Source organism: Streptomyces pluripotens, from assembly GCF_000802245.2.
GTDB classification, from domain to species: Bacteria; Actinomycetota; Actinomycetes; order Streptomycetales; family Streptomycetaceae; genus Streptomyces; species Streptomyces pluripotens.
Genome location: NZ_CP021080.1, coordinates 1,006,613 through 1,028,252, shown reverse-complemented (window position 1 = coordinate 1,028,252; position 21,640 = coordinate 1,006,613). Strand labels below are relative to the sequence as shown.

22 protein-coding genes are annotated in these 21,640 nt (G+C 68.2%); 15 read left to right on the top strand and 7 right to left on the bottom strand.

The features are described 5' to 3' along the window. The first annotated feature begins 80 nt into the window (after positions 1-80). The 4 genes from LK06_RS04395 to LK06_RS04380 all read left to right on the top strand — a co-directional run bounded on the left by LK06_RS04395 (position 81) and on the right by LK06_RS04380 (position 3,523). On the top strand, positions 81-1,199 hold the full coding sequence (locus tag LK06_RS04395) for a hypothetical protein (protein ID WP_043434062.1): 1,119 nt from the start codon (positions 81-83) through the stop codon (positions 1,197-1,199). Positions 1,200-1,501: 302 nt separating this feature from the next. After that, on the top strand, positions 1,502-2,257 hold the full coding sequence (locus LK06_RS04390; protein WP_043434065.1) for a hypothetical protein: 756 nt from the start codon (positions 1,502-1,504) through the stop codon (positions 2,255-2,257). 35 nt (positions 2,258-2,292) lie between these two features. Continuing rightward, positions 2,293-3,267, top strand: a complete 975-nt coding sequence (locus tag LK06_RS04385) for a ComEC/Rec2 family competence protein (RefSeq protein ID WP_043434067.1) — start codon at positions 2,293-2,295, stop codon at positions 3,265-3,267. Positions 3,268-3,310: 43 nt separating this feature from the next. Continuing rightward, positions 3,311-3,523, top strand: coding sequence for a KTSC domain-containing protein (locus LK06_RS04380; protein ID WP_078858934.1), 213 nt, complete (start codon positions 3,311-3,313; stop codon positions 3,521-3,523). 8 nt (positions 3,524-3,531) lie between these two features. Here LK06_RS04380 and LK06_RS33010 read toward each other — a convergent pair whose 3' ends face one another. The 3 genes from LK06_RS33010 to LK06_RS04370 all read right to left on the bottom strand — a co-directional run bounded on the left by LK06_RS33010 (position 3,532) and on the right by LK06_RS04370 (position 5,424). Beyond that, on the bottom strand, positions 3,532-3,915 hold the full coding sequence (locus tag LK06_RS33010) for a hypothetical protein (RefSeq protein WP_159025276.1): 384 nt from the start codon (positions 3,913-3,915) through the stop codon (positions 3,532-3,534). 138 nt (positions 3,916-4,053) lie between these two features. Further along, positions 4,054-4,338, bottom strand: coding sequence for a helix-turn-helix domain-containing protein (locus LK06_RS04375; protein ID WP_052318964.1), 285 nt, complete (start codon positions 4,336-4,338; stop codon positions 4,054-4,056). 360 nt (positions 4,339-4,698) lie between these two features. Next, positions 4,699-5,424, bottom strand: a complete 726-nt coding sequence (locus LK06_RS04370; RefSeq protein ID WP_039648910.1) for a 3'-5' exonuclease — start codon at positions 5,422-5,424, stop codon at positions 4,699-4,701. Between the two features lie 168 nt (positions 5,425-5,592). On the opposite strand from LK06_RS04370, the gene LK06_RS04365 reads away from it, so the two are divergent. From LK06_RS04365 to thrS, 3 genes are all read left to right on the top strand, one after another. Next, on the top strand, positions 5,593-6,216 hold the full coding sequence (locus LK06_RS04365; RefSeq protein ID WP_043408914.1) for a DUF4365 domain-containing protein: 624 nt from the start codon (positions 5,593-5,595) through the stop codon (positions 6,214-6,216). Beyond that, a complete protein-coding gene (locus LK06_RS04360; protein ID WP_039648914.1) occupies positions 6,213-7,433 on the top strand; it encodes a hypothetical protein in 1,221 nt (406 codons plus the stop codon). The genes LK06_RS04365 and LK06_RS04360 overlap by 4 nt, the downstream gene beginning before the upstream one ends. 99 nt (positions 7,434-7,532) lie before the next feature. Further along, the gene (gene thrS / locus LK06_RS04355; RefSeq protein ID WP_039648916.1) at positions 7,533-9,509 is read left to right on the top strand and encodes a threonine--tRNA ligase; all 1,977 of its coding nucleotides are present in this window, start codon (positions 7,533-7,535) and stop codon (positions 9,507-9,509) included. 86 nt (positions 9,510-9,595) lie between these two features. Here thrS and LK06_RS04350 read toward each other — a convergent pair whose 3' ends face one another. Continuing rightward, on the bottom strand, positions 9,596-10,252 hold the full coding sequence (locus LK06_RS04350) for a potassium channel family protein (protein ID WP_039648918.1): 657 nt from the start codon (positions 10,250-10,252) through the stop codon (positions 9,596-9,598). A gap of 67 nt (positions 10,253-10,319) precedes the next feature. On the opposite strand from LK06_RS04350, the gene LK06_RS04345 reads away from it, so the two are divergent. Next, complete coding sequence (locus LK06_RS04345; protein ID WP_039648920.1) at positions 10,320-10,877, top strand: HIT family protein; 558 nt, start codon at positions 10,320-10,322, stop codon at positions 10,875-10,877. Positions 10,878-10,912: 35 nt separating this feature from the next. Here the strand turns inward: LK06_RS04345 and LK06_RS04340 are convergent, their stop codons facing one another. Both LK06_RS04340 and LK06_RS04335 read right to left on the bottom strand, forming a co-directional pair. Next, positions 10,913-12,559: a hypothetical protein gene (locus LK06_RS04340; protein WP_086083643.1), complete on the bottom strand. Its 1,647-nt coding sequence runs from the start codon at positions 12,557-12,559 to the stop codon at positions 10,913-10,915. Between the two features lie 370 nt (positions 12,560-12,929). Next, on the bottom strand, positions 12,930-15,137 hold the full coding sequence (locus LK06_RS04335) for an elongation factor G-like protein EF-G2 (protein ID WP_043434071.1): 2,208 nt from the start codon (positions 15,135-15,137) through the stop codon (positions 12,930-12,932). Between the two features lie 252 nt (positions 15,138-15,389). On the opposite strand from LK06_RS04335, the gene pgsA reads away from it, so the two are divergent. The 7 genes from pgsA (at position 15,390) to LK06_RS04300 (ending at position 21,287) form a co-directional block, all read left to right on the top strand. After that, positions 15,390-16,133, top strand: a complete 744-nt coding sequence (pgsA, locus tag LK06_RS04330; protein WP_039648926.1) for a phosphatidylinositol phosphate synthase — start codon at positions 15,390-15,392, stop codon at positions 16,131-16,133. Then, on the top strand, positions 16,130-17,038 hold the full coding sequence (locus LK06_RS04325) for a phosphatidylinositol mannoside acyltransferase (RefSeq protein ID WP_039648928.1): 909 nt from the start codon (positions 16,130-16,132) through the stop codon (positions 17,036-17,038). The genes pgsA and LK06_RS04325 overlap by 4 nt, the downstream gene beginning before the upstream one ends. Beyond that, positions 17,035-18,198, top strand: coding sequence for a glycosyltransferase family 4 protein (locus LK06_RS04320; protein ID WP_043434073.1), 1,164 nt, complete (start codon positions 17,035-17,037; stop codon positions 18,196-18,198). The genes LK06_RS04325 and LK06_RS04320 overlap by 4 nt, the downstream gene beginning before the upstream one ends. A 78-nt stretch (positions 18,199-18,276) precedes the next feature. After that, positions 18,277-18,819, top strand: coding sequence for a LemA family protein (locus LK06_RS04315; RefSeq protein ID WP_039648933.1), 543 nt, complete (start codon positions 18,277-18,279; stop codon positions 18,817-18,819). 124 nt (positions 18,820-18,943) lie between these two features. Further along, entirely contained in the window at positions 18,944-19,849 is a 906-nt protein-coding gene (pdxS, locus tag LK06_RS04310; RefSeq protein ID WP_039648935.1) for a pyridoxal 5'-phosphate synthase lyase subunit PdxS, read from the top strand. A gap of 27 nt (positions 19,850-19,876) precedes the next feature. Beyond that, on the top strand, positions 19,877-20,485 hold the full coding sequence (pdxT, locus tag LK06_RS04305; protein ID WP_039648936.1) for a pyridoxal 5'-phosphate synthase glutaminase subunit PdxT: 609 nt from the start codon (positions 19,877-19,879) through the stop codon (positions 20,483-20,485). A gap of 49 nt (positions 20,486-20,534) precedes the next feature. Then, the gene (locus tag LK06_RS04300; RefSeq protein ID WP_039648939.1) at positions 20,535-21,287 is read left to right on the top strand and encodes a YebC/PmpR family DNA-binding transcriptional regulator; all 753 of its coding nucleotides are present in this window, start codon (positions 20,535-20,537) and stop codon (positions 21,285-21,287) included. A 61-nt stretch (positions 21,288-21,348) separates the two neighbouring features. On the opposite strand, the gene LK06_RS04295 is transcribed toward LK06_RS04300, so the two are convergent. Further along, positions 21,349-21,639, bottom strand: a complete 291-nt coding sequence (locus LK06_RS04295; protein ID WP_039648941.1) for a hypothetical protein — start codon at positions 21,637-21,639, stop codon at positions 21,349-21,351. Position 21,640: the final 1 nt, after the last annotated feature.

Here is a 21,640-nt window from a genome sequence, read left to right as displayed (position 1 = left end):
GGCTCGCACCCCTTGCGGCCCGGGGTCTTCCTGCGCTCGGCATTGGAGCTGAGCTGCACGTTTGTTACAATTGATCTTGTATGCAGAGCCCGCTACAACGTCTCTACCGCACCAAGCTCGCACTCCTCGCCACCGTCGCAACGGTTGCGGGCATTGCCCTCATGGTCTTGGCGCACTGGGCAGCCGGCCACGCGGGTTGGGCGTGGTTCAACGACCTTCCCGTCTTGGATGTGGGCTCGGCCCTGTTCACTACGGGCCTGATCGCCATCTTCTTCGAGTACATCGACCAGGCCGACGCTGAGACGCGAGCCAATGATCGCCTCCGCAAGGTGCTCTCCGAGGAAGCGCCTGCGATCCGGGACGCGGTGGTCGACGGCTTCGCCTTCGCGCCGGAGGCCCTGACGAACGTGGCGTCCCCGAAGACGCTCGACCGGATCGTCGAGAACTGTCTGTCCATCCGGCTCGGTGACAACGAACTGGCGGCTGACGCCTACGAGGACCTCCGGAAGCAGATCATCGGAGCCAAGCAGCGATGGGAGGACGCCCGCGTTGCGGTATCGCTCGCGCCCTGGGCCAAGGGGCCGGCGGAGGGCCGAGGCGCGATGTTCGTCGCCACCATCCGGTGGGAGTACCGCTTCGTGCCGTCGAGCCCAGTGCTCCGCTTCTCCTGTGTCTCCGACCTGGACACCTACCGGGAACTTCTGACCGACCCGGTGTCTACGGCGACGTGGTACTTCGAGCCTGTTCACGGCCTCGATGCGTCGTCGCCCGAGGTATTCGAGCTCGTGCAGCTCGCCGTGAACGGCAAGTCGCAGAAGATCCGGCGCAGCGTCCGCAAGGAGGGCCAGGTCTGCACCGTGGGCCTCGGCGGTGACGTGAAGACCTGGGAGCCGGTCACCGTTTCGTACACGTACCGCGTGCTGGTCCAGCAGCACGGACATGCCCTACACCTCGACCTCGCCCAGCCGACCAAGGACTTCAGGGCTGAACTCTGGTACGGCGATTGCGGTATCCGCTACATGAACGTCCTGGACTACCTCTCTGGTCCTCGGCAACCGCGGTACACCGAGCTCGCTGCATCGGATCCGTCACCGTGTGTCGAAGTCGCCTATGAGGGCTGGACGTTCCCCAAGGGTGGCGTGGCGTTCGTGTGGGTGTTGGAGCGAGAGATGCACACGGTCACTGGTCGACAGAAGTGATCACGTTCGGTCAGGGGCGTGGGTGGTCTACTCCCTTTGTCTGCCCCGAGCCTGACGGAGCGTGAGTGAATGTCGGTCTGTGGGGCTACTGTGTGGAGTAGTTGGCCGATGGCACGGGGGTGCGGCGGCCGTCTCTTTGTGTGATGCGCCAATGCGCCTGGATGCCAAGGAACCAACGTGCGATACGAGATCGACCTTCTCCCGGTCGGGGAGGAGCCCAAGGGGTGCGATGCCATCGCCCTCCGGCATGGGAACCTCAGCGGGAACCGTCACGAGCAGGCCGCCGCCGGGGGTGTCTGACCGTGGTGTGGCTCGACGAGTACGAGCGCCGGGCGAGACTTGTGCCCGGTCTGCTTGCAATCTTTCCGGTGGCGATCCTGCTGTCGGTGCTGAGCTTGCGTCAGCTCCCGACGGTGTCCTACGTCATGGGCGCGGTGGTCCTCATCGGTACCCCCGTCGTCGTGGCTGACATAGTTCGTCAGCAGGGCCGGAAGGCCGAGAAGACCCTTTGGGCCAGCTGGGGCGGCCCGCCCACTACGGCATGGTTGAGGCTGCGGGAGCCCTCGGACAACGAAGTGCAGCGGGACCTGTGGCGCAAGGCAGTGGCGGAAGTGTCCGGCGTAGAGCTTCTGAGTCTGCGGGCGGAGCGCGCGAACTCTTCGCGGGCCGACCAGGCGATTGCCACCGCTGTCGGTCAGGTGCGAGACCGTACGCGCGACTCCGAGAAGTTCAAGCTGTTGTTCAACGAGAACCGAAACTACGGGTTTGCGCGCAACCTGTACGGGGTTCGCTGGATCGGGCGCGGCATCAGCCTCGGCGGAGTCCTGGTTGTAGGCGCCTACATGGCATGGGTGTCGCTCGGGCGGCACCAGGACGGCATTACATCCGAGAACCTGTTCGGCGTGGCTTCATGCCTCGCATTCTTCATCTACTGGTGCGTGTGGCCGTCTCCAGGGCGGGTGCGAGAAGCGGCTAACAAATACGCCCAGCAACTGTTGCAGTCCGCTGTCACCTTGAAAGGTGACGCCCCTGTGGCTGCGCCGGATCCGAACGCATAATCCTGTACGACCTTGAACGGAGTAGTGAAACACCCGTGATGAAGATTCATTTCCTCAATGTGGGGCACGGAGACTGCACGATCGTTGAGCTGCCCTCGGGGCGGATCATGATGATTGACATAAACAACTCGAAAAAGCTGCCCGAGGAGGACGAGAAGGCCCTGGCCGCCAGCAAGGGGCTGTCGCTGTACGAGTTCCGCTCACGCCGCTTCATCGAGGGCCAGTTCCGCTCATGGGAGGAGTACTACAAGTCGCTGCTGGTCGATCCGGCTGACTACTTCAAGGAAAACTTCTCGGGTAAGAGCCTCTTCCGCTACATCCAGACGCACCCCGACATGGACCACATGAGCGGCCTGCACCGGATCTTCTGGGACGAGAAGGTGGATCTGGGTAACTTCTGGGATGTCGAGCATGATAAGACGTTCAAGAAGTCTGACTTTGACTACGGGCCGTTCGACTACGCGGACTGGGAGGCGTACGAGAACCTGCGCCAGGGAAAGGGGCCGGACGGCAGCACGCACAAGGTCCTGAACAAGTTCAGGGGCTCGACGGGGGAGTACTGGACGGATGACAGTATCGAGATCTTGTCCCCCACGCAGGAGCTGATCGACGGCTGTTCTGTAAGCGGCAGCTACAACGACTGTTCCTACGTCCTGAAGCTCACGCACGCCGGCCGTACGGTGATCCTGCCGGGCGACGCCGAGTCGGCAGCCTGGAAGTCCATCCTGGATAATCCTGGGGAGGATGCGATCAAGTGCGACATCCTGAAGGCGTCGCACCACGGCCGGGAGTCTGGCTACCACGAGGAGGCCGTCGACGCCATGTCGCCGGAGGTCGTGATCTGCTCGGTCGGCAAGAAGCCCGACACCGACGCCTCCGACGAGTACAAGAGCCACGGCGCCAAGGTGCTCTCTACTCGGTACAACGGCACTATTACCGTCAAGATTTGGGATGACGGCGACGTGTGGGTGCAGAACCACAAGGGGGAGAACATTCACACGATCAACTGATGCAAACTGAAGCCAGCCGGAACGAATATCTGAAGGAGGGGTCTTGCAGCGACAGCCTGTCGCCTCAAGTAATGTTGCCTCTGTGGGCTATGCCCTCGAAGGATCGATTCTTGAGGTCGGGTTCCACAGCGGAACTGCGTATCAGTACTACGGTGTTCCGCAGTCTGTGTACGCCGCGTTCATGAGCGCTTCGAGCAAAGGTCGCTACCATGCTCGCTTCATCAAGGACAGGTATCGGTTTCGGCGAGTGGTGTGATGCGGGAGCTATTCGCTTCCGCCTTTGCTTCTACGCCCGCCTCGGCTGGTGGTACCTGCTTCTGGAGCGGCCTTGCTGGCAGTTCCCGCCCCGGTGGCCTGCTGTCCGAGGATTCCCGCAATCGCAGCCCGCCGTTCCTGGAGTCGCTTCTCCTCGGCGTCTAACTCGGCCATAGCCTTCTCTTGGATGGCCTCATCGGTAAGTGTCTTCGTAACCCAGTCGTTGAGGGCTTCGACACCAACATCGTTGACACTCTGCTCGGTTATGCCGCGTAGCCCCTCAATCTGTTCTCGTAGAACTGGATCAATGCGTACGGCGAAGACTACGGGCTTGCGTTCTTCTTCTGTCGCTGCTGAAACCTGTGGTTGCATATCTGGTTGTTGCTCACTCATTTGAAGCTCCTTCCGTTTAGTGGTTGGTGATTTTAGTTATACGGTACTTGCCGTAAGATTTGCGCTATGTCAGAAGAAAATGAATGCCCCACTCGCCGACCATGGGCGAGTGGGGCATTCTTGGTGTGTGGTTCGTGATCATCCTCGCCAATGGGGGTCGCGCATCTTGACGCCGCGCTTCAACAAGCGCAGGCGGACCGTGTCGGCGGCTACGTCCAAGCGTTCGGCGACCCGGGCCAGCGACAGGCCTTTGGCGTACAGGCGCTCGGCTTCGTCCACATCCGCCTCGCTGAGACGCTGCCAACGGGTCGCTACGCCTTGTCGCTTGAGGATCTTGCTGACCGTTCGCCGCTCGATCCCGAAGCGGTCGGCGAGCTGGTACACCGTGGCCCCGACTTCGTACGCCGTGACCAGCTCTTGCACTTGGGCACCTTTGAGGCGCTTGGCTGTGCGTGGAGCGGGCGCTCGAACCTGCTCCACCAGCGGCGCATCCAGTCCCGGAAGTGTGGCGACAAGGTGCTGGAGGGCTTGGAGCTGGGCTTTTGTGTTCCAGAGGTGAGCCGTATCGCCCACCGGGAAGAGCCGGTCCGCACAGCGGACCGGCTCTTGTGGTGCCAGGGGGCCTCGGGCAAGCGCGAGCGCCTCCTGGGAGGTGCCCCTTCCCCACGACTGAAGCAGCTCCGGCGGAAGGTACCGGGGCGGCTCCGGCGGAGGCTCGCTCCGGTGGTGTCGGTGGTGCGGGTGCGAGTGACAGCGGAGTCGGTTCCTGGCGGCCCGTGTCCGCTACGCCGCAGCGGGCAGCTCCGGCCGCAGCGGCCAGTCCGTGCTGACGATCTCCGTCGAGCCGCTGCGCGCGAACCAGGCCTGCAGCCCGCGTGCCTGCGCCGCGTGCCAGCCGGCCTGCAGCGAGTGCAGTTCGGCGGGGGACAGACGTTCCAGACGGGTCGCGAAACGACGGCTCAGAGCCCGTACGACCTCCAGTGCGGCCAATGCGTCCGCCGCCGCGTCGTGGGCGTCCTGCAGCGTCACGTCGTAGTGCGCGCACAGGTCGGTCAACGTGCGACGGCCCTTGCGGTAGCGGTCCAGGTGCTTGTCCAGCACTCGCGGGTCCAGCACCCGCAACGGGGCCGCCTCAAACCAGTGCTCCAGCGACGACGCCCGGTGCCGGCGCAACTCCCGGTCCAGTAGCGTCAGATCGAACGGCGCGTTCATCACCACCAGCGGCCGGCCCATCCCGGCCTGCCTGGCCAGCTCCTCGGCTATCTCGTACACCACCGGCGCCGGCCAGCGGCCGTTGCGCTGCAGGTGTTCCTCCGTCAGGCCGTGCACCGCGGTCGCTGCCTCCGGCACCGGCACACCCGGGTTCACCAGCCAACGGGTGATCCGGGGCCGGGATCCCGGCGCGTCCTGGACGGCGACGGCGGCCGACACGATCCGGTCGGCCTCGACGTCCACGCCCGTCGTCTCCGTGTCGAAGGCGGCCAGCGGCCCCTCGTACCAGGTCGTCATCCCAACCCAACTCCTCGTTCACCCATAGCAGGTGACGTGCCGTCTTCTGCCTGTTTGGTGATACCCGGGCCGTTTGCGCCGTACGCCGGGAGGACACAACAGGAGTACGGGTCTTTGCAGTTCAGCGGCCCGTAGTGGGGAAACTCTTGGCTTGGAAGGCTATTGGTCATGGCCATGGCGCAGCCCGAGCGGGGCGGTCTGCTGCCCGACCGCACGGGCTCCCTTCGCGGCACGCTCGCCACCACCGCCTGCATGGAGACGCTGCAGGTCGGCTATCTGCACGCGGTCGCCGCCGCGGCCGGCTGCTCCCTGTCCCAGCCTTTCCCGGACAACGGCATCGACTGGCACATCAGCCACAGCGCGCCGGGTCACACCGTCGACGACGAGGTCACCATCAAGGTGCAGCTGAAGGCCACCTACCAGCTCGCACCGAAACCGCCCGCCCGGCTCCCCTCGCCATCCCGCACGGACCGCACCGCGGCCCCGCCCCCCGGCCTGGGCCGTTCCTTCTCCTTCACCCTTGACAACGACCATTTGCGCAAGCTCGCCCGGACCCCCGTCTCGGTGCACAAGATCCTGGTCGTCATGCTGGTCCCGCGCTCCCCGGACGACTGGCTGCGCGCCAGCCACGACCGGCTCGACCTCAGACATTGCTGCTACTGGATCAACCTCGCCGGGCACCCCGTCACGGGCCGGCACCGGACCACCGTGCGGATACCGACCTCGCGCATCTTCGACGACCGGGCCCTCTGCGAGATCATGACGCGGGTCGGGACGGGAGGCAGGCCATGAGGAGCCGTCCCTACGAGGAGCCGGTGCGGCGGGTTCGGCCGCACCCCGACGATCTGCCCTGGAACCGCCCGCCGGAGCCTGCCGAGGTCGACCCCGCCGTGCTGGGCGCCCTGCTGCGCCGGCACGGGTGGCAGCGGCGTGGGGGAGCTGCCGGGCGCTACGGCCGGTGGACCCCACCGGGACCGAGTGGCGGGGGGACCAGCCTGCTGGTGCCGGAGAGCCGTGCCTTCCCCGACAGTGACGACCTGCTCGCCGAGGCCCTCGGTGCGCTCGCTCGCACCGACACCCCCTCCGCGCACGAGGTGCTGATCTCCCTCGCCGTCCCCAGCGACGAGATCCGCTGGTGGCGGGACACCCCGAGCGGGCCCGTCGGCGCCGCGGCGTGGACGGCCGACGAGCAACTGCGTGCTGCCGCACGGCAGATGCTGCTCGCGGCCGCGCTCGCCACACGCGCTCGGGCCGGCTACTACGGAGCCCGGCACCGCCGCGCGGCCGTCGCCCTCCTGGCGGACGTCCTCGTCGGCCCCGCGGCTGAGGGGCGCCGGCTCACCGCCTTCGCGCCCCTGTCCACCGGCCGCCCCCTCACCGTCCGCCTCCACCAGGCGCTGTGCGCCGCCCGCGAGGCCATCGACTACCGGCGGGCCACCGGTGGCATGGACGCCTTCGACGGCGCCGTCGAAGCCGGTGTCAGCCGTGAGCTGACCGAGGCGCTGAGCGAGCTCGTCCGCGGCACCGAGGGTGCCCGTGTCGCCGTCGCCTGGGCACCCGGCGCCGGCGCACCCGACGGATGTGCCGCCCCGGCCGACCCGATCGAGTTCTCACCCGGCGACCTGCCCGTGCTGCGTGAGGCCGCAGCCCGCTACCTGAGCGCGGAACCCTCCGTCCCGGCCTGCGTCACCGGGGCCGTCGTCCGGATGCGCAGGGCCGGACCCGGCGGCGAGGGCACCGTACGCCTGCGTGTCCTGGCCGGTGCCGAGGTCTCCCACGTCCGCGTCGCCCTGGACGAGGAGGACTACCGCATCGCCGGCCATGCCCATCTCGTCGGACTCCCCGTGTGCGTGCGCGGCCGGTTGGAGCGGCGGGGCGGCTTCCGCAGGCTCACCGGAGCCTCCGGTGTCGTACCCGTTCAGGTCGACGAGGCGGAGCGGGACCGACTGCTGAAGTCCCTCCAGGAGAACCTCGACTTCGTCGAGGAAGCGTACGCGGACGGGGACTGAGAGTCACCGTTTCGCGGTCGGTACCCCCGGGTCGGTACGATCGCCTGTGCGCGCGCTCCTGGTATGGCGCCGCACCCCACCTTCAGTCAGGAGAGACCGGTGTCAGACGTCCGTGTGATCATCCAACGCGATTCCGAGCGGGAAGAACGCGTGGTGACAACGGGCACTACGGCCGCCGAGCTGTTCGCGGGCCAGCGGTCGGTCATCGCCGCCCGCGTGGGCGGAGAACTGAAGGACCTCGCGTACGCACTGTCCGACGGTGACGAGGTCGAGGGTGTCGAGATCTCGTCCCAGGACGGGCTGAACATCCTGCGCCACTCCACCGCGCACGTCCTGGCCCAGGCCGTGCAGGAGCTGTTCCCCGAGGCCAAGCTGGGCATCGGCCCGCCCGTCAAGGACGGCTTCTACTACGACTTCGACGTCGAGAAGCCGTTCACGCCCGAGGATCTCAAGGCCATCGAGAAGAAGATGCAGGAGATCCAGAAGCGCGGGCAGAAGTTCGCCCGCCGGGTGGTCACCGACGAGGCGGCCCGTGAGGAGCTGGCGAGCGAGCCGTACAAGCTGGAGCTGATCGGGCTCAAGGGCTCCGCGTCCACCGACGACGGTGCGGACGTCGAAGTCGGCGCCGGCGAACTGACCATCTACGACAACCTGGACGCCAAGACCGGTGAGCTGTGCTGGAAGGACCTTTGCCGCGGTCCGCACGTGCCCTCCACCCGGCTCATCCCGGCGTTCAAGCTGATGCGCAACGCTGCCGCCTACTGGCGCGGCAGCGAGAAGAACCCGATGCTCCAGCGCATCTACGGCACCGCATGGCCGTCCAAGGACGAGCTGAAGCAGCACCTGGACTTCCTTGCCGAGGCCGAGAAGCGCGACCACCGCAAGCTCGGCTCCGAGCTGGACCTCTTCTCCATCCCGGAGCAGATCGGCTCGGGCCTCGCGGTCTTCCATCCCAGGGGTGGGATCGTCCGCCGGGTCATGGAGGACTACTCGCGGCGCCGCCACGAGGAAGAGGGCTACGAGTTCGTCTACACCCCGCACGCAACGAAGGGGAAGCTCTTCGAAACCTCGGGCCACCTGGACTGGTACGCCGAAGGCATGTACCCGCCCATGCAGCTCGACGAGGGCGTGGACTACTACCTCAAGCCCATGAACTGTCCGATGCACAACCTGATCTTCGATGCGCGCGGTCGTTCCTACCGCGAACTGCCGCTGCGTCTCTTCGAGTTCGGGACCGTGTACCGGTACGAGAAGTCGGGCGTCGTGCACGGTCTCACCCGAGCCCGCGGCTTCACCCAGGACGACGCGCACATCTACTGCACCCGTGAGCAGATGTCCGAGGAGCTGGACAAGACGCTCACCTTCGTCCTCGGCCTGCTGCGCGACTACGGCCTGACCGACTTCTACCTGGAGCTGTCCACCAAGGACCCGGAGAAGTTCGTCGGTTCCGACGAGGTCTGGGAGGAGGCGACCGAGACGCTGCGCCAGGTCGCTGAGAAGCAGGGCCTGCCGCTGGTGCCGGACCCGGGCGGCGCCGCCTTCTACGGTCCGAAGATCTCCGTCCAGGCGAAGGACGCGATCGGCCGTACCTGGCAGATGTCGACGATCCAGCTCGACTTCAACCTGCCTGAGCGCTTCACCTTGGAGTACACCGGCCAGGACGGCTCCAAGCAGCGTCCGGTCATGATCCACCGCGCGCTGTTCGGCTCCATCGAGCGCTTCTTCGCGGTCCTCCTGGAGCACTATGCGGGGGCCTTCCCGGCATGGCTGGCGCCGGTTCAGGCGGTGGGCATCCCGATCGGTGACGCGCACGTGGAGTACCTGGAGAAGTTCGCGTCGGCGGCCAGGAAGAAGGGCCTGCGGGTCGAGGTGGACTCCTCCTCGGACCGCATGCAGAAGAAGATCCGCAACGCCCAGAAGCAGAAGGTGCCCTTCATGGTCATCGCGGGCGACGAGGACATGTCGAACGGCTCGGTGTCCTTCCGCTACCGCGACGGCTCCCAGGAGAACGGCATCCCGTTCGACGAGGCCCTCGCGAAGATCGCCAAGGTGGTGGAGGAGCGGACCCAGGTTTGATCCGGTCCGGCTGTCTGCTTCCCAGCCGGACCGGCGTGATCGGTCCGGCCCGGTGCCGGCCCGGCGTACGAAGGCCTTCGCGGGAGTCAGTCCTGCGGGGGCCTTTCGTCGCCCTCAAGAGAGAAGACCTGCAGCAGCCAGGAGGAGAACGAACCCGTCACCGCGCCGAGCAGGGCCAGCCCGCCGGCCATCATTCCGCTCGCGATCACCCGGCCCAGCGGGGTCACCGGGGTGATGTCGCCGTAACCGACGGTGCTGAGGGTCGAGCAGGCCCACCACACGGCGTCCCCGAACGTCCGCATCGTCGCCCCGGGTGCGTCGCGCTCCTGCTGGTAGACCGCGAGGGAACCAGCGAAGCCGAGGAGGAGGGTGGACAGGCTGGCGTAGGCGATCACGCGGGCGTGCAAGGAGAGCCGGGGCTGTACGTGCCGGCGTCGCATGACGTCGTACAGCGGAATGATGCGCAGGGGGCGCAGCAGCGGCAGGATCACCACGACCGTGTGTAGGGGATGGGCGGGAACGAAGCGCAGGCCCTGCCCGCTCAGCCTCCAGCGCACCCCGTAGTCCACGGCGAACAGCATCCAGAGGGCGAGCAATGCGAACCCGCACACGTCCTGCCAGAGGGCAGGCATGTCCACTGCCAGCACACGGGCGGCATAGGCAGCGATGAAGAGCAGGGCCGCCAAGAAGAGGGGGATCTCGGTGCGCTGCTCCCAGCGGGCTTCGGGGCTGTCGGCGTCCACCGGCCAAGCTTGGCCGGTGGACGGCTGCTGTTCGCCCCGGCGACACGCCGCGAACGGGCGAAGCCATATGCTGCCTCACATGACGAGTGAGCCGGAACAGCAGATCGGAGTGGGGACGCAGGACGCGTTCCAGCGCCTGTGGACGCCCCACCGGATGGCCTACATCCAGGGTGAGAACAAGCCGACCGGTCCGGGAGCCGGCGACGGTTGCCCCTTCTGCTCCATCCCGGCCAAGTCCGACGAGGACGGACTGATCGTCCGGCGTGGTGAGCACACGTACGCCGTGCTCAACCTCTACCCCTACAACGGCGGACACCTGATGACCGTGCCGTACCGGCACGTGGCCGACTACACCGACCTGACCGGGCCGGAGACCGCCGAGCTGGCCGAGCTGACCAAGCAGGCGATGACCGCCCTGCGCACCGCCTCCGGGGCGCAGGGCTTCAACATCGGCATGAACCAGGGCGCGGTGGCGGGCGCAGGTATCGCCGCCCATCTGCACCAGCACGTCGTCCCGCGCTGGGGTGGCGACACGAACTTCATGCCGGTGGTGGGCCACACCCGGGTGCTGCCGCAGTTGCTGGCCGACACCAGGAGGATGCTGGCGGAGGCGTGGCCCGAGTAGCCGCATCGAGCGGGCGCCTCGGCGAGAGGTGCCCGCTACGCGTCGTACAGGTCCGCCTTCTTCGGCGCCGGGTCCTGCACGGCGCCGCTGAGGGAGGACGACCGGGCGCCGAACTTCTCCGTGTCGACGCCGTGTTCCTGGAGCACCTTGATCGCCGCAGAGTGCACCACCCGCAGCACCGGCGTGGCCGCGCGCAGCGCGTCGTCGGCCATGAAGCGGTGCCGCCACGGCTGGTCGGCCCAGGCGTGGCGCAGGCCGAACGGTTCAGGGAGGCCCAACGAGCCCCCGAGCCAGTTGAGCAGCGGCGGATACCAGGTCAGCGGGGCGCGGGCGGCGAGTCGTACCACCTCGTCCGTGCCGACCAGCGGTAGCTTGATCGAACGGGTTTCCCAGGGTTTGAGGGTCTTGGTGACCTCCTTGGTCGGTGCCTCCGGCTTGGCGTTGAAGAGCGGGTTCACCGGTCCCAGGGCGTGCCCGGTGACCTCGATGCGCAGCGTCTCGTGCAGCACGGTCACCGAGATCAGCATGGTGAGGACCAGCTGTCCGTCCCACAGCGTCCACTGCACCCCCAGGTAATACCTGTCGCCACTGCCGAACTGCTGCTTGTTGCAGATCTCCTGTATGGCGTGCGGCTTGACCTGGAAGGCCTCGACATCGGAGCCCTCAGGCCGGGACACCGCTCCGGCCTTCTCGCCGATCGGCGTGACGATCCAGTGCCGTACCGACGGTTTGGGGAAGCCGCCGGTGTTCAGCGGGCCGCGCTCCAGCAGGCCCAACTGGTCGTGGATCGCGCGTATGACGTCCCAGCTGCGGAAGGGGTGGATCTCCCGGGCGGGGTCGACGGGCACCAGGTCTTCAGCGAGCTGCCAGGCACCCCACCGGGTCCCCATGCCGAGTATGCCCTTGGGCCCGGCGTAGAAGACCGAATTGGACTGCTGCTCGGCGCTGAGCCGTGCCAGTGACTGGCGCAATTCCTCGGCCGCGGTCTCGTCCGGGCTGCGGGGTACGGCCTCGGGAACCTTGGCGCCGACGCTGGTACCGGAAAGCAGGCCGTCCCAGCGGGCCCGCAGGTCCTTGGCGGCGCGCTCGCAGATCTGCTTGGCCAGGAACCAGCCCAGCACGGGCACCACGACGGCGGCGCGCGCATACCACGCCCAGAAGCCGCCGAACGGCATTTTGATCAGGAACAGCACCGAGAGCGCGCCGACGCCGAGGAGCAGTGCGGTGGCCAGCGGGCCGGCGCGTTTGCCGTCGCGTCTGGCGACGAGCGCGCGCAGCTGGAAGACGAGCAGCCAGCCGATCAGCCCGGGCAGGAACAGCAGTCCGCACAGGACCGTCACGGCGGTCAGGCGGTTGTCCCGCTCCCGGCGGAGGTGGTTGGCCGCCAGGCAGTGCTCCACCACGAACCTGGGCTCGGAGCCGAAGGACTGGATGAGGGGCTTGCGGCCAGGGGCGAGCATGCGGTCGACCACGGCCCGGGAGAACGCCTCGCCGAGATTCGGCCGGAACAGTGCGATCCGTCCGGGCTTGACGGTCGACTGGTGCCATTCGTTGTCGGCCTTCTTGATCTCCTCGATCGGGCTGTCCCGGTACGCCGCGGAGGCCAGCGAGGAGGTCGCCGCATGCCCCGCGTCGCCCGAGACGGGCACCTGCGGCCCGTCCCACTCCGTTCCAAACGACATTCCCGCCCCCATCGCCGCCGGCTGTGCTTCTGCGGCCTTCCCGACTTCCTTGCTCCGCACACCTGTTGGACCGGCCGTCGCGCCGATATCACGCGAGCGCCGAACAACTGCGGCACGACGTGACCAGGTGATCAGCGTATCCGGCCATACCGACAACACGCGGGCGGACGGTCGAAACCGCCCGCCCGGGTGCGAAGCCGGACCCGCCCCGATCATGCGGCCGTGCGGGCGCCGTCCCGCCCCGGTCCGCCGGGGGTTCGCGTACCTGGTGCCGATCCGGTCGGTCCGTGTCGGCGAACCTGGCGCCGTCCAGGGCCGGTTCGCGGACACCAACCGCGGGCCGTACCGGGCCCGTCCGCACGATGCCCTCCTACGCTTCGTCCCCTGCCTGTTCACGGATGCGCTCGGCGATCTGCGGCGGCATCGGCTCGTGCCGGGCGTAGGCCCGGTCGAAGCGGGCCGTGCCGTGCGACAGCGAGCGCAGGTCGACGGCGTACCGGCCGATCTCGAACTCCGGCACTTCCGCCCGGATCAAGGTCCGTCCGGAGCCCATCTGTTCGGTGCCGAGTAGCCGGCCGCGCCGGCTCGACAGGTCGCTCATCACGGCGCCCACGAAGTCGTCGCCCACCAGCACGGTCACCTCGGCCACCGGCTCCAGCAGATGGATCTTCGCCTCCGTGGCGGCCTCACGCAGCGCGAGTGCGCCCGCGGTCTGGAAGGCGGCGTCGGAGGAGTCCACCGAGTGGGCCTTGCCGTCCACCAACGTGACCCGCACATCGATCAGCGGATAGCCGGCGGCGACCCCCTTGGCGGCCTGCGCCCTCACGCCCTTCTCGACGGACGGGATGAACTGGCGGGGCACCGCGCCGCCGACCACCTTGTCCACGAACTCGATGCCCGAGCCGCCGGGCAGCGGTTCCACCTCGATCTCGCAGATGGCGTACTGTCCGTGCCCGCCGGACTGCTTCACGTGACGTCCCCGCCCGGTGGCCTTCTCCGCGAACGTCTCCCGGAGGGAGACCTTGTGCGGGACCACGTCGACCTGGACGCCGTAGCGGGTGCGCAGCCGCTCCAGTGCGACGTCGGCGTGGGCCTCGCCCAGGCACCACAGGACCACCTGGTGGGTGTCCGGGTTCTGCTCCAGGCGCATCGTGGGATCCTCGGCGACCAACCGGGCCACGCCCTGGGAGAGCTTGTCCTCGTCGGCCTTGCTGTGCGCCCGGATGGCGAGCGGCAGCAGCGGGTCGGGCATCTGCCAGGGCTCCATCAGGAGCGGATCGTCCTTCGCGGACAGTGTGTCGCCGGTTTCGGCGTGGCCCAGCTTGGCCACGCACACCAGGTCACCGGCGACCGCGTGCGTCACCGGGCGCTGCTGCTTGCCGAAGGGCATGGACAGGGCGCCGATCTTCTCGTCGGCCTCGTGGAGGGGGCGGCCCTCGTGGCCGTGGTCGGCCAGTCCGTGCCCGCAGACGTGCACCGTCTTCTCGGGCCGCAGGGTGCCCGAGAAGACACGGACCATGGAGATACGGCCGACGTAGGGGTCGGAGGAGGTCTTGACGACCTCGGCGACCAGCGGGCCGTCCGTGTCGCAGGGCTTCATCTCACGCGGCTTGCCGTCGGGCGCGGCCACCTCGGGCAACGGGTGTTCGAACGGGGTGGGGAACCCGCCGGTGACCAGTTCCAGCAGTTCGACCGTGCCCAGTCCCTGCTTCGCTCCCTCGGCGGCGGGTGCGGCAGCCAGCACCGGGTGGAACGTGCCGCGGGCCACCGCCCGCTCCAGGTCCTGGACAAGGGTCTTGAGGTCGACCTGCTCACCGCCCAGGTAGCGGTCCATCAGGGTCTCGTCCTCGCTCTCGGCGATGATTCCCTCGATGAGCCGGTTGCGGGCCTCCTCGATGTCCGGCAGCTGGTCCTCGCCGGGCTCGAACTCCTTGCGCTCCCCCGTGGAGTAGTCGAACAGCTTCTGCGACAGCAGGCCGATCAGCCCGGTCACGGGCGCGTGACCGTCGGGGCCCTCGGGGCCGCGCAGCGGCAGGTACAGGGGCAGTACGGCGTCGGGGTCCTCGCCGCCGAAGGCCTCGGCGCAGATCCGCGTCATCTCCTCGAAGTCGGAGCGCGCGGCCTCCAGGTGTGTGATCACGATCGCGCGAGGCATCCCGACGGCCGCGCACTCCTCCCAGACCATCCGGGTCGATCCGTCGATCCCGTCCGAGGCCGAGACGACGAAGAGGGCCGCGTCCGCGGCGCGCAGACCGGCCCTGAGTTCCCCGACGAAGTCCGCGTAACCGGGAGTGTCGAGGAGGTTGATCTTGATGCCGTCCCATTCGACCGGTACCAGGGAGAGCTGTACGGAGCGCTGCTGCCGGTGTTCTATCTCGTCGTGGTCGGAGACGGTGCCGCCGTCCTCCACGCGGCCCGCCCGGTTCACCGCTCCCGCGGTCAGCGCGAGGGCCTCCACCAGCGTGGTCTTTCCCGAACCGGAGTGGCCGACCAGCACCACATTCCGTACGGACGCGGGGCGGTCGGCCGCTACTGCCCTGCCGGCGGCTCCGGGGTGTGTCTGTGTCTTGTCGCCCATGATCCTGCCTCCCGTGCACGGTGAGGTCACTGTGGGCGCGGACACGCGGGACCCGCGTGCACTGGCGGCTCCGGCGACGCCCGCGGTTATTCGAGCTTTCCACTCCCGTCATGCTGCGTCCATACGAAGGACCGCGAAGGGCGCGGACCGGCACGGATCGCGCCACGCACCGCCGCACGCGCGGCGCCACACCACGGTTCGCGGCATCGGGTGCAGGTGCCCGCCCGCCACGGACTCGCGGGCGTGGCTACGATGGGCCAGCCGATGGCCACCAGGGCCACGGCGACACCGACCGTCGGGAAGGCCATGCTGAACAAGTACGCGCGTGCATTCTTCACGCGTGTCCTCACACCTTTCGCCGCGTTCCTCATCCGGCGGGGCGTGAGCCCCGACACGGTCACGCTCATCGGCACGGCCGGGGTGGTCGCGGGCGCGCTGGTCTTCTACCCCAGGGGTGAGTTCTTCTGGGGCACGGTCGTGATCACCTTGTTCGTCTTCTCCGATCTGGTCGACGGCAACATGGCCCGTCAGCTGGGTCGCTCCAGCCGCTGGGGTGCCTTCCTGGACTCCACCCTGGACCGGGTCGCCGACGGGGCGATCTTCGGTGGCTTCGCCCTTTGGTACGCGGGCAACGGGAACGACAACGTCCTGTGCGCCGTCTCGATCTTCTGCCTGGCGAGCGGGCAGGTGGTTTCGTACACCAAGGCGCGCGGTGAGTCCATCGGGCTGCCGGTAGCCGTCAACGGGCTCGTCGAGCGTGCCGAGCGGCTGGTCATCTCGCTGGTCGCGGCCGGTTTCGCGGGTCTGCACAAGTTCGGTGTGCCGGGCATCCAGTGGCTCTTGCCGATCGCCCTGTGGATCGTGGCCGTGGGCAGCCTCGTCACGTTGGTCCAGCGAGTCGTCACCGTTCGGCGCGAGTCCGCCGCTGCCGAGGCCGCTGCCGCGGCAGCGGCCGACCGCGGCAGCGCGTCCCGGGGAAGCGAGGCGGCGACGTGAGCACCGCAGAACGGTTGACCGACGCGCTGTACGGTCTCGGCTGGGGCACCGTCAAGAGGCTTCCCGAACCCGTAGCGGTCCGCCTCGGCCGCACCGTCGCCGACCTCGCCTGGAAGCAGCGGGGCAAGGGCGTCGAGCGCCTGGAGGCCAACTATGCGCGGGTGGTGCCCGACGCCACCGAGGAGCGCCTCGGCCAACTCTCACGTGCGGGCATGCGCTCGTACCTGCGCTACTGGATGGAGTCCTTCCGGCTCCCGGCCTGGAGCGCCGAGCGCGTGAAGTCGAGTTTCGACCCGAAGGACGTGCACTACCTGACCGACGGCCTGGCGGCCGGCAACGGTGTGATCCTCGCCCTACCCCACCTGGCCAACTGGGATCTGGCCGGTGCCTGGGTCACCACCAAGCTCCAGACGCCCTTCACGACCGTCGCCGAGCGGCTGAAGCCCGAGACCCTCTACGACCGTTTCGTCGCCTACCGCGAGGGCCTCGGCATGGAGGTCCTGCCACACAGCGGGGGCTCCGCCTTCGGCACCCTGGCCCGCAGGCTCCGCGCAGGCGGCCTGGTCTGCCTGGTCGCCGACCGCGACCTGTCCGCCTCCGGCGTCGAGGTCGACTTCTTCGGCGAGCGGGCCCGGATGCCCGCTGGCCCGGCCCTGCTCGCCCAGCAGACGGGTGCCCTGCTGCTGCCGGTCACGCTCTGGTACGACGACTCGCCCGTCATGCGGGGCCGTGTGCACCCCCCGATCGACGTGCCCGAATCGGGTACCCGGGCCGAGAAGACGTCCGCCATGACACAGGGGCTGGCCGACACCTTCGCCTCCGGGATCGCTGACCATCCCGAGGACTGGCACATGCTCCAGCGCCTGTGGCTCGCTGACCTCGACCCCGCGAAGGAACCCTCGTGAGAATCGGGATCGTCTGCCCGTATTCCTGGGACGTGCCCGGTGGCGTCCAGTTCCACATTCGTGACCTCGCCGAGTACTTCATCCGTCTCGGCCACGAGGTGTCCGTCCTCGCCCCGGCCGACGATGACACCCCGCTGCCGCCCTACGTCGTCTCGGCCGGCCGTGCCGTCCCGGTGCCCTACAACGGCTCGGTGGCCCGGCTGAACTTCGGCTTCCTGTCGGCCGCGCGGGTACGGCGCTGGCTGCACGAGGGCTCCTTCGACGTGGTCCACATCCACGAGCCGACCTCGCCCTCCCTGGGTCTGCTGACCTGCTGGGCGGCGCAGGGACCCATCGTCGCGACCTTCCACACCTCCAACCCGCGCTCGCGCGCGATGATCGCCGCCTACGCGATCCTGCAGGCTGCCCTGGAGAAGATCAGTGCGCGGATCGCGGTCAGCGAGTACGCCCGCCGCACCCTGGTCGAGCACCTGGGCGGGGACGCCGTGGTCATCCCCAACGGCGTCGACGTGGACTTCTTCGCCAAGGCCGAGCCGAAGCCGGAGTGGCAGGGGGACACGATCGGCTTCATCGGCCGCATCGACGAGCCCCGCAAGGGCCTGCCCGTTCTGATGACGGCACTGCCGAAGATCCTGGCTGCCCGCCCGGGGGCACGGCTGCTGGTCGCGGGGCGGGGCGACGAGGAGGCAGCCGTGCAGAACCTGCCGGAGGAGTTTCGCTCACGCGTGGAGTTCCTCGGCATGATCAGCGACGAGGACAAGGCTCGCTTCCTGCGTAGCGTGGACCTGTACGTCGCACCCAATACCGGCGGTGAGAGCTTCGGCATCATCCTGGTCGAGGCGATGTCCGCGGGCGCCCCGGTCCTCGCCTCCGACCTGGACGCCTTCGTACAGGTCCTCGACCAGGGCGAAGCGGGCGAGGTCTTCGCCAACGAGGATGCGGACGCGCTTGCGGAGGCGGCCGTACGGCTGCTGGGGGATCCGGAGCGGCGGGCCGAGCTGCGTAAACGCGGCAGCATCCACGTGCGGCGTTTCGACTGGTCGACGGTCGGCGCGGACATCCTGTCCGTCTATGAGACCGTGACGGCCGGCGCCGCCGCGGTCGCGGCCGACGAGCGGACGACGGGTTTGCGGGCACGGTTCGGGCTGGCACGGGACTGAGTACACTCCGCCGGATTGGACCGGACGGAAGCGAACCGGACCGGACGACCGCGCGGACCGTCCGGATAACCTTCGGCCGTGACCGCAACCCTCATTTGGATCCTCGTCGTACTCCTGGCGATCGGCGTGTACCTGAGCTGGACGGCCGGCCGGCTCGACCGGCTGCACGTGCGGATGGACGCCGCCCGGGCCGCACTGGACGCGCAGCTGCTGCGGCGAGCTTCCGTGGCGCAGGAGCTGGCGACTTCGGGCGTACTGGACCCGGCCGCCTCGATCGTGTTGTACGAGGCCGCGCACGCGGCCCGGCAGGCCGAGGAGGAGGAGCGGGAGGTCGCGGAGAGCGAGCTGAGCCAGGCCCTGCGCGCGGTCTTCGCGGACCCGGCGCAGGTGGAGGCCGTACGGGTGGCTCCGGGTGGCCAGGCGGCGGCCCGTGAGCTGGCGGAAGCCGTCCGTCGGGTGCCGATGGCCCGCCGCTTCCACAACGACGCCGTGGGAGCCGCCCGCAGGTTGCGGGAACACCGCAAGGTCCGCTGGTTCCGGCTGGCCGGCCACGCCCCCTTCCCACTGGCCTTCGAGATGGATGACGAGCCGCCGTCGGCCCTGGTGGAGAGGGCCACCTGAGCCTCTGGCGGGGCCGCCGGAGGCCAAAAGGATCCACCGGCTTGCCATTGGCCCTTGCAGTGGACTGGTCCACTCACGTTTCCTCTGGGGGCAGCAACCCTCTTTCCCTTCAGTGAGGTCATCCGTGTCCACCATCGACAACCAGGCTCCCGAGACCGGCACCGCTCGCGTGAAGCGAGGCATGGCCGAGCAGCTCAAGGGCGGCGTGATCATGGACGTCGTCACGCCGGAGCAGGCGAAGATCGCCGAGGACGCGGGCGCCGTCGCCGTCATGGCCCTGGAGCGGGTCCCGGCCGACATCCGCAAGGACGGCGGTGTGGCCCGCATGTCCGACCCGGACATGATCGAAGGCATCATCGACGCCGTCTCCATCCCGGTCATGGCCAAGTCCCGGATCGGTCACTTCGTCGAGGCCCAGGTCCTGCAGTCCCTCGGCGTGGACTACATCGACGAGTCCGAGGTCCTCACCCCGGCCGACGAGGTCAACCACTCCGACAAGTGGGCCTTCACCACCCCGTTCGTGTGCGGTGCCACCAACCTGGGCGAGGCCCTGCGCCGCATCGCCGAGGGCGCCGCGATGATCCGCTCCAAGGGCGAGGCCGGGACCGGCAACGTGGTCGAGGCGGTCCGTCACCTGCGCCAGATCAAGAATGAGATCGCCAAGCTGCGCGGCTTCGACAACCACGAGCTGTACGCCGCCGCCAAGGAGCTGCGCGCCCCCTACGAGCTGGTCAAGGAGGTCGCCGAACTGGGCAAGCTCCCGGTGGTCCTCTTCTCCGCCGGCGGCGTGGCCACCCCGGCCGACGCGGCCCTGATGCGCCAGCTCGGCGCCGAGGGCGTGTTCGTCGGCTCCGGCATCTTCAAGTCCGGCGACCCGGCCAAGCGCGCCGCCGCCATCGTGAAGGCCACCACCTTCTACGACGACCCGAAGATCATCGCGGACGCCTCCCGCAACCTCGGCGAGGCCATGGTCGGCATCAATTGCGACACCCTCCCCGAGGCCGAGCGCTACGCGAACCGCGGCTGGTAAGCGACCTCCCCCTAGGACTGCACGTACATGACTGACGCACCCGTCATAGGCGTCCTGGCCCTCCAGGGCGACGTACGGGAGCACCTCATCGCCCTGGCCGCGGCCGACGCCGTGGCCAGGGCGGTGCGGCGCCCCGAGGAACTCGCCGGGGTCGACGGCCTCGTTCTGCCCGGCGGCGAGTCCACCACCATCTCCAAGCTGGCCGTCCTCTTCGGCGTGATGGAGCCCCTGCGCGCCCGCGTGCGCGCAGGCATGCCCGTTTACGGCACCTGTGCGGGCATGATCATGCTTGCCGACAAGATCCTCGACCCGCGCTCGGGCCAGGAGACCATCGGTGGCATCGACATGATCGTGCGCCGCAACGCCTTCGGGCGGCAGAACGAGTCGTTCGAGGCCGCGGTCGACGTGAAGGGCATCGCGGGCGATCCCGTGGAGGGTGTCTTCATCCGCGCTCCCTGGGTGGAGTCCGTGGGCGCTGGGGCCGAGGTGCTCGCCGAGCACGGCGGCCACATCGTCGCCGTCCGTCAGGGCAACGTGCTCGCCACGTCGTTCCATCCGGAACTCACCGGCGACCACCGTGTGCACTCCCTGTTCGTCGACATGGTGCGCGCCAACCGGACACCGGAGTCCTTGTAGGATCTCTGGCGTTCGTTGCAGAGATGGGTTACGCGAAGGAGACAGGCAGATGTCCGGCCACTCTAAATGGGCCACGACGAAGCACAAGAAGGCCGTGATCGATGCCAAGCGCGGCAAGCTCTTCGCGAAGCTGATCAAGAACATCGAGGTCGCGGCGCGGATGGGCGGTATCGACCTCGAGGGCAACCCGACGCTGTACGACGCTGTCCAGAAGGCCAAGAAGCAGTCGGTTCCCAACAAGAACATCGACTCCGCGATCAAGCGCGGTGGCGGTCTTGAGGCCGGCGGCGCCGACTACGAGACGATCATGTATGAGGGCTACGGCCCGAACGGCGTCGCGGTGCTCATCGAGTGCCTCACCGACAACCGCAACCGCGCCGCCTCCGAGGTCCGCGTGGCCATGACCCGCAACGGCGGCTCCATGGCCGACCCGGGCTCGGTGTCGTACCTGTTCAACCGCAAGGGCGTCATCATCGTCCCCAAGGGCGAGCTGACCGAGGACGACGTGCTCGGCGCCGTCCTGGACGCCGGTGCCGAGGAGGTCAATGACCTCGACGAGACCTTCGAGGTCATCAGCGAGGCCACCGACCTGGTCGCGGTCCGCACCTCCCTGCAGGAGGCCGGTATCGACTACGACTCCGCCGAGGCCAACTTCGTTCCGACCATGCAGGTCGAGCTGGACGAGGAGGGCGCGAAGAAGATCTTCAAGCTGATCGACGCGCTGGAGGACAGCGACGACGTGCAGAACGTCTTCGCCAACTTCGACGTCAGTGACGAGATCATGGAGAAGGTCGGCGCCTGAGCAGGCGAAACGGCCCGCCGAAGAGTCTTCGGCGGGCCGTTCGTCGTTCAGTCGGCTACGGTCAGCCGTAGATCGACTTGATGGAGCCGGTGTGCTTCAGGTGGCCTTTGCCGTTGGCCTTGACGGTGGCGGCGCGCATGTAGTCGATCCTCCCGTCCTTCCACCAGATGTTGATCGTCGCGGTGTGCTTGCAGATGTTGTGGAAGTAGACGGTCGTCGTCGAAATGCCGTCCCCGTAGGAGTAGTTGAAGCATCCGATGTGGCCCCTCGTCACACCGGACGCGGCCTGCGCGGGAGTCGCGACGGCCATGCCGGCCAGCAGGACGGAAGCGGTCACGGCAACCTTCGCCATG

What these genes read in the sequence shown, in the direction of transcription:
- LK06_RS04295 (WP_039648941.1), bottom strand. Translation starts at nt 21,639, where the DNA reads ATGGCGAAGGTTGCCGTGACCGCTTCCGTCCTGCTGGCCGGCATGGCC.
- pgsA (WP_039648926.1), top strand. Translation starts at nt 15,390, where the DNA reads ATGGGCCAGCCGATGGCCACCAGGGCCACGGCGACACCGACCGTCGGG.
- LK06_RS04340 (WP_086083643.1), bottom strand. Translation starts at nt 12,559, where the DNA reads ATGTCGTTTGGAACGGAGTGGGACGGGCCGCAGGTGCCCGTCTCGGGC.
- LK06_RS04370 (WP_039648910.1), bottom strand. Translation starts at nt 5,424, where the DNA reads ATGACGACCTGGTACGAGGGGCCGCTGGCCGCCTTCGACACGGAGACG.
- LK06_RS04365 (WP_043408914.1), top strand. Translation starts at nt 5,593, where the DNA reads ATGGCCATGGCGCAGCCCGAGCGGGGCGGTCTGCTGCCCGACCGCACG.
- pdxT (WP_039648936.1), top strand. Translation starts at nt 19,877, where the DNA reads ATGACTGACGCACCCGTCATAGGCGTCCTGGCCCTCCAGGGCGACGTA.
- LK06_RS04300 (WP_039648939.1), top strand. Translation starts at nt 20,535, where the DNA reads ATGTCCGGCCACTCTAAATGGGCCACGACGAAGCACAAGAAGGCCGTG.
- LK06_RS04395 (WP_043434062.1), top strand. Translation starts at nt 81, where the DNA reads ATGCAGAGCCCGCTACAACGTCTCTACCGCACCAAGCTCGCACTCCTC.
- LK06_RS33010 (WP_159025276.1), bottom strand. Translation starts at nt 3,915, where the DNA reads ATGAGTGAGCAACAACCAGATATGCAACCACAGGTTTCAGCAGCGACA.
- LK06_RS04345 (WP_039648920.1), top strand. Translation starts at nt 10,320, where the DNA reads ATGCTGCCTCACATGACGAGTGAGCCGGAACAGCAGATCGGAGTGGGG.
- LK06_RS04335 (WP_043434071.1), bottom strand. Translation starts at nt 15,137, where the DNA reads ATGGGCGACAAGACACAGACACACCCCGGAGCCGCCGGCAGGGCAGTA.
- LK06_RS04360 (WP_039648914.1), top strand. Translation starts at nt 6,213, where the DNA reads ATGAGGAGCCGTCCCTACGAGGAGCCGGTGCGGCGGGTTCGGCCGCAC.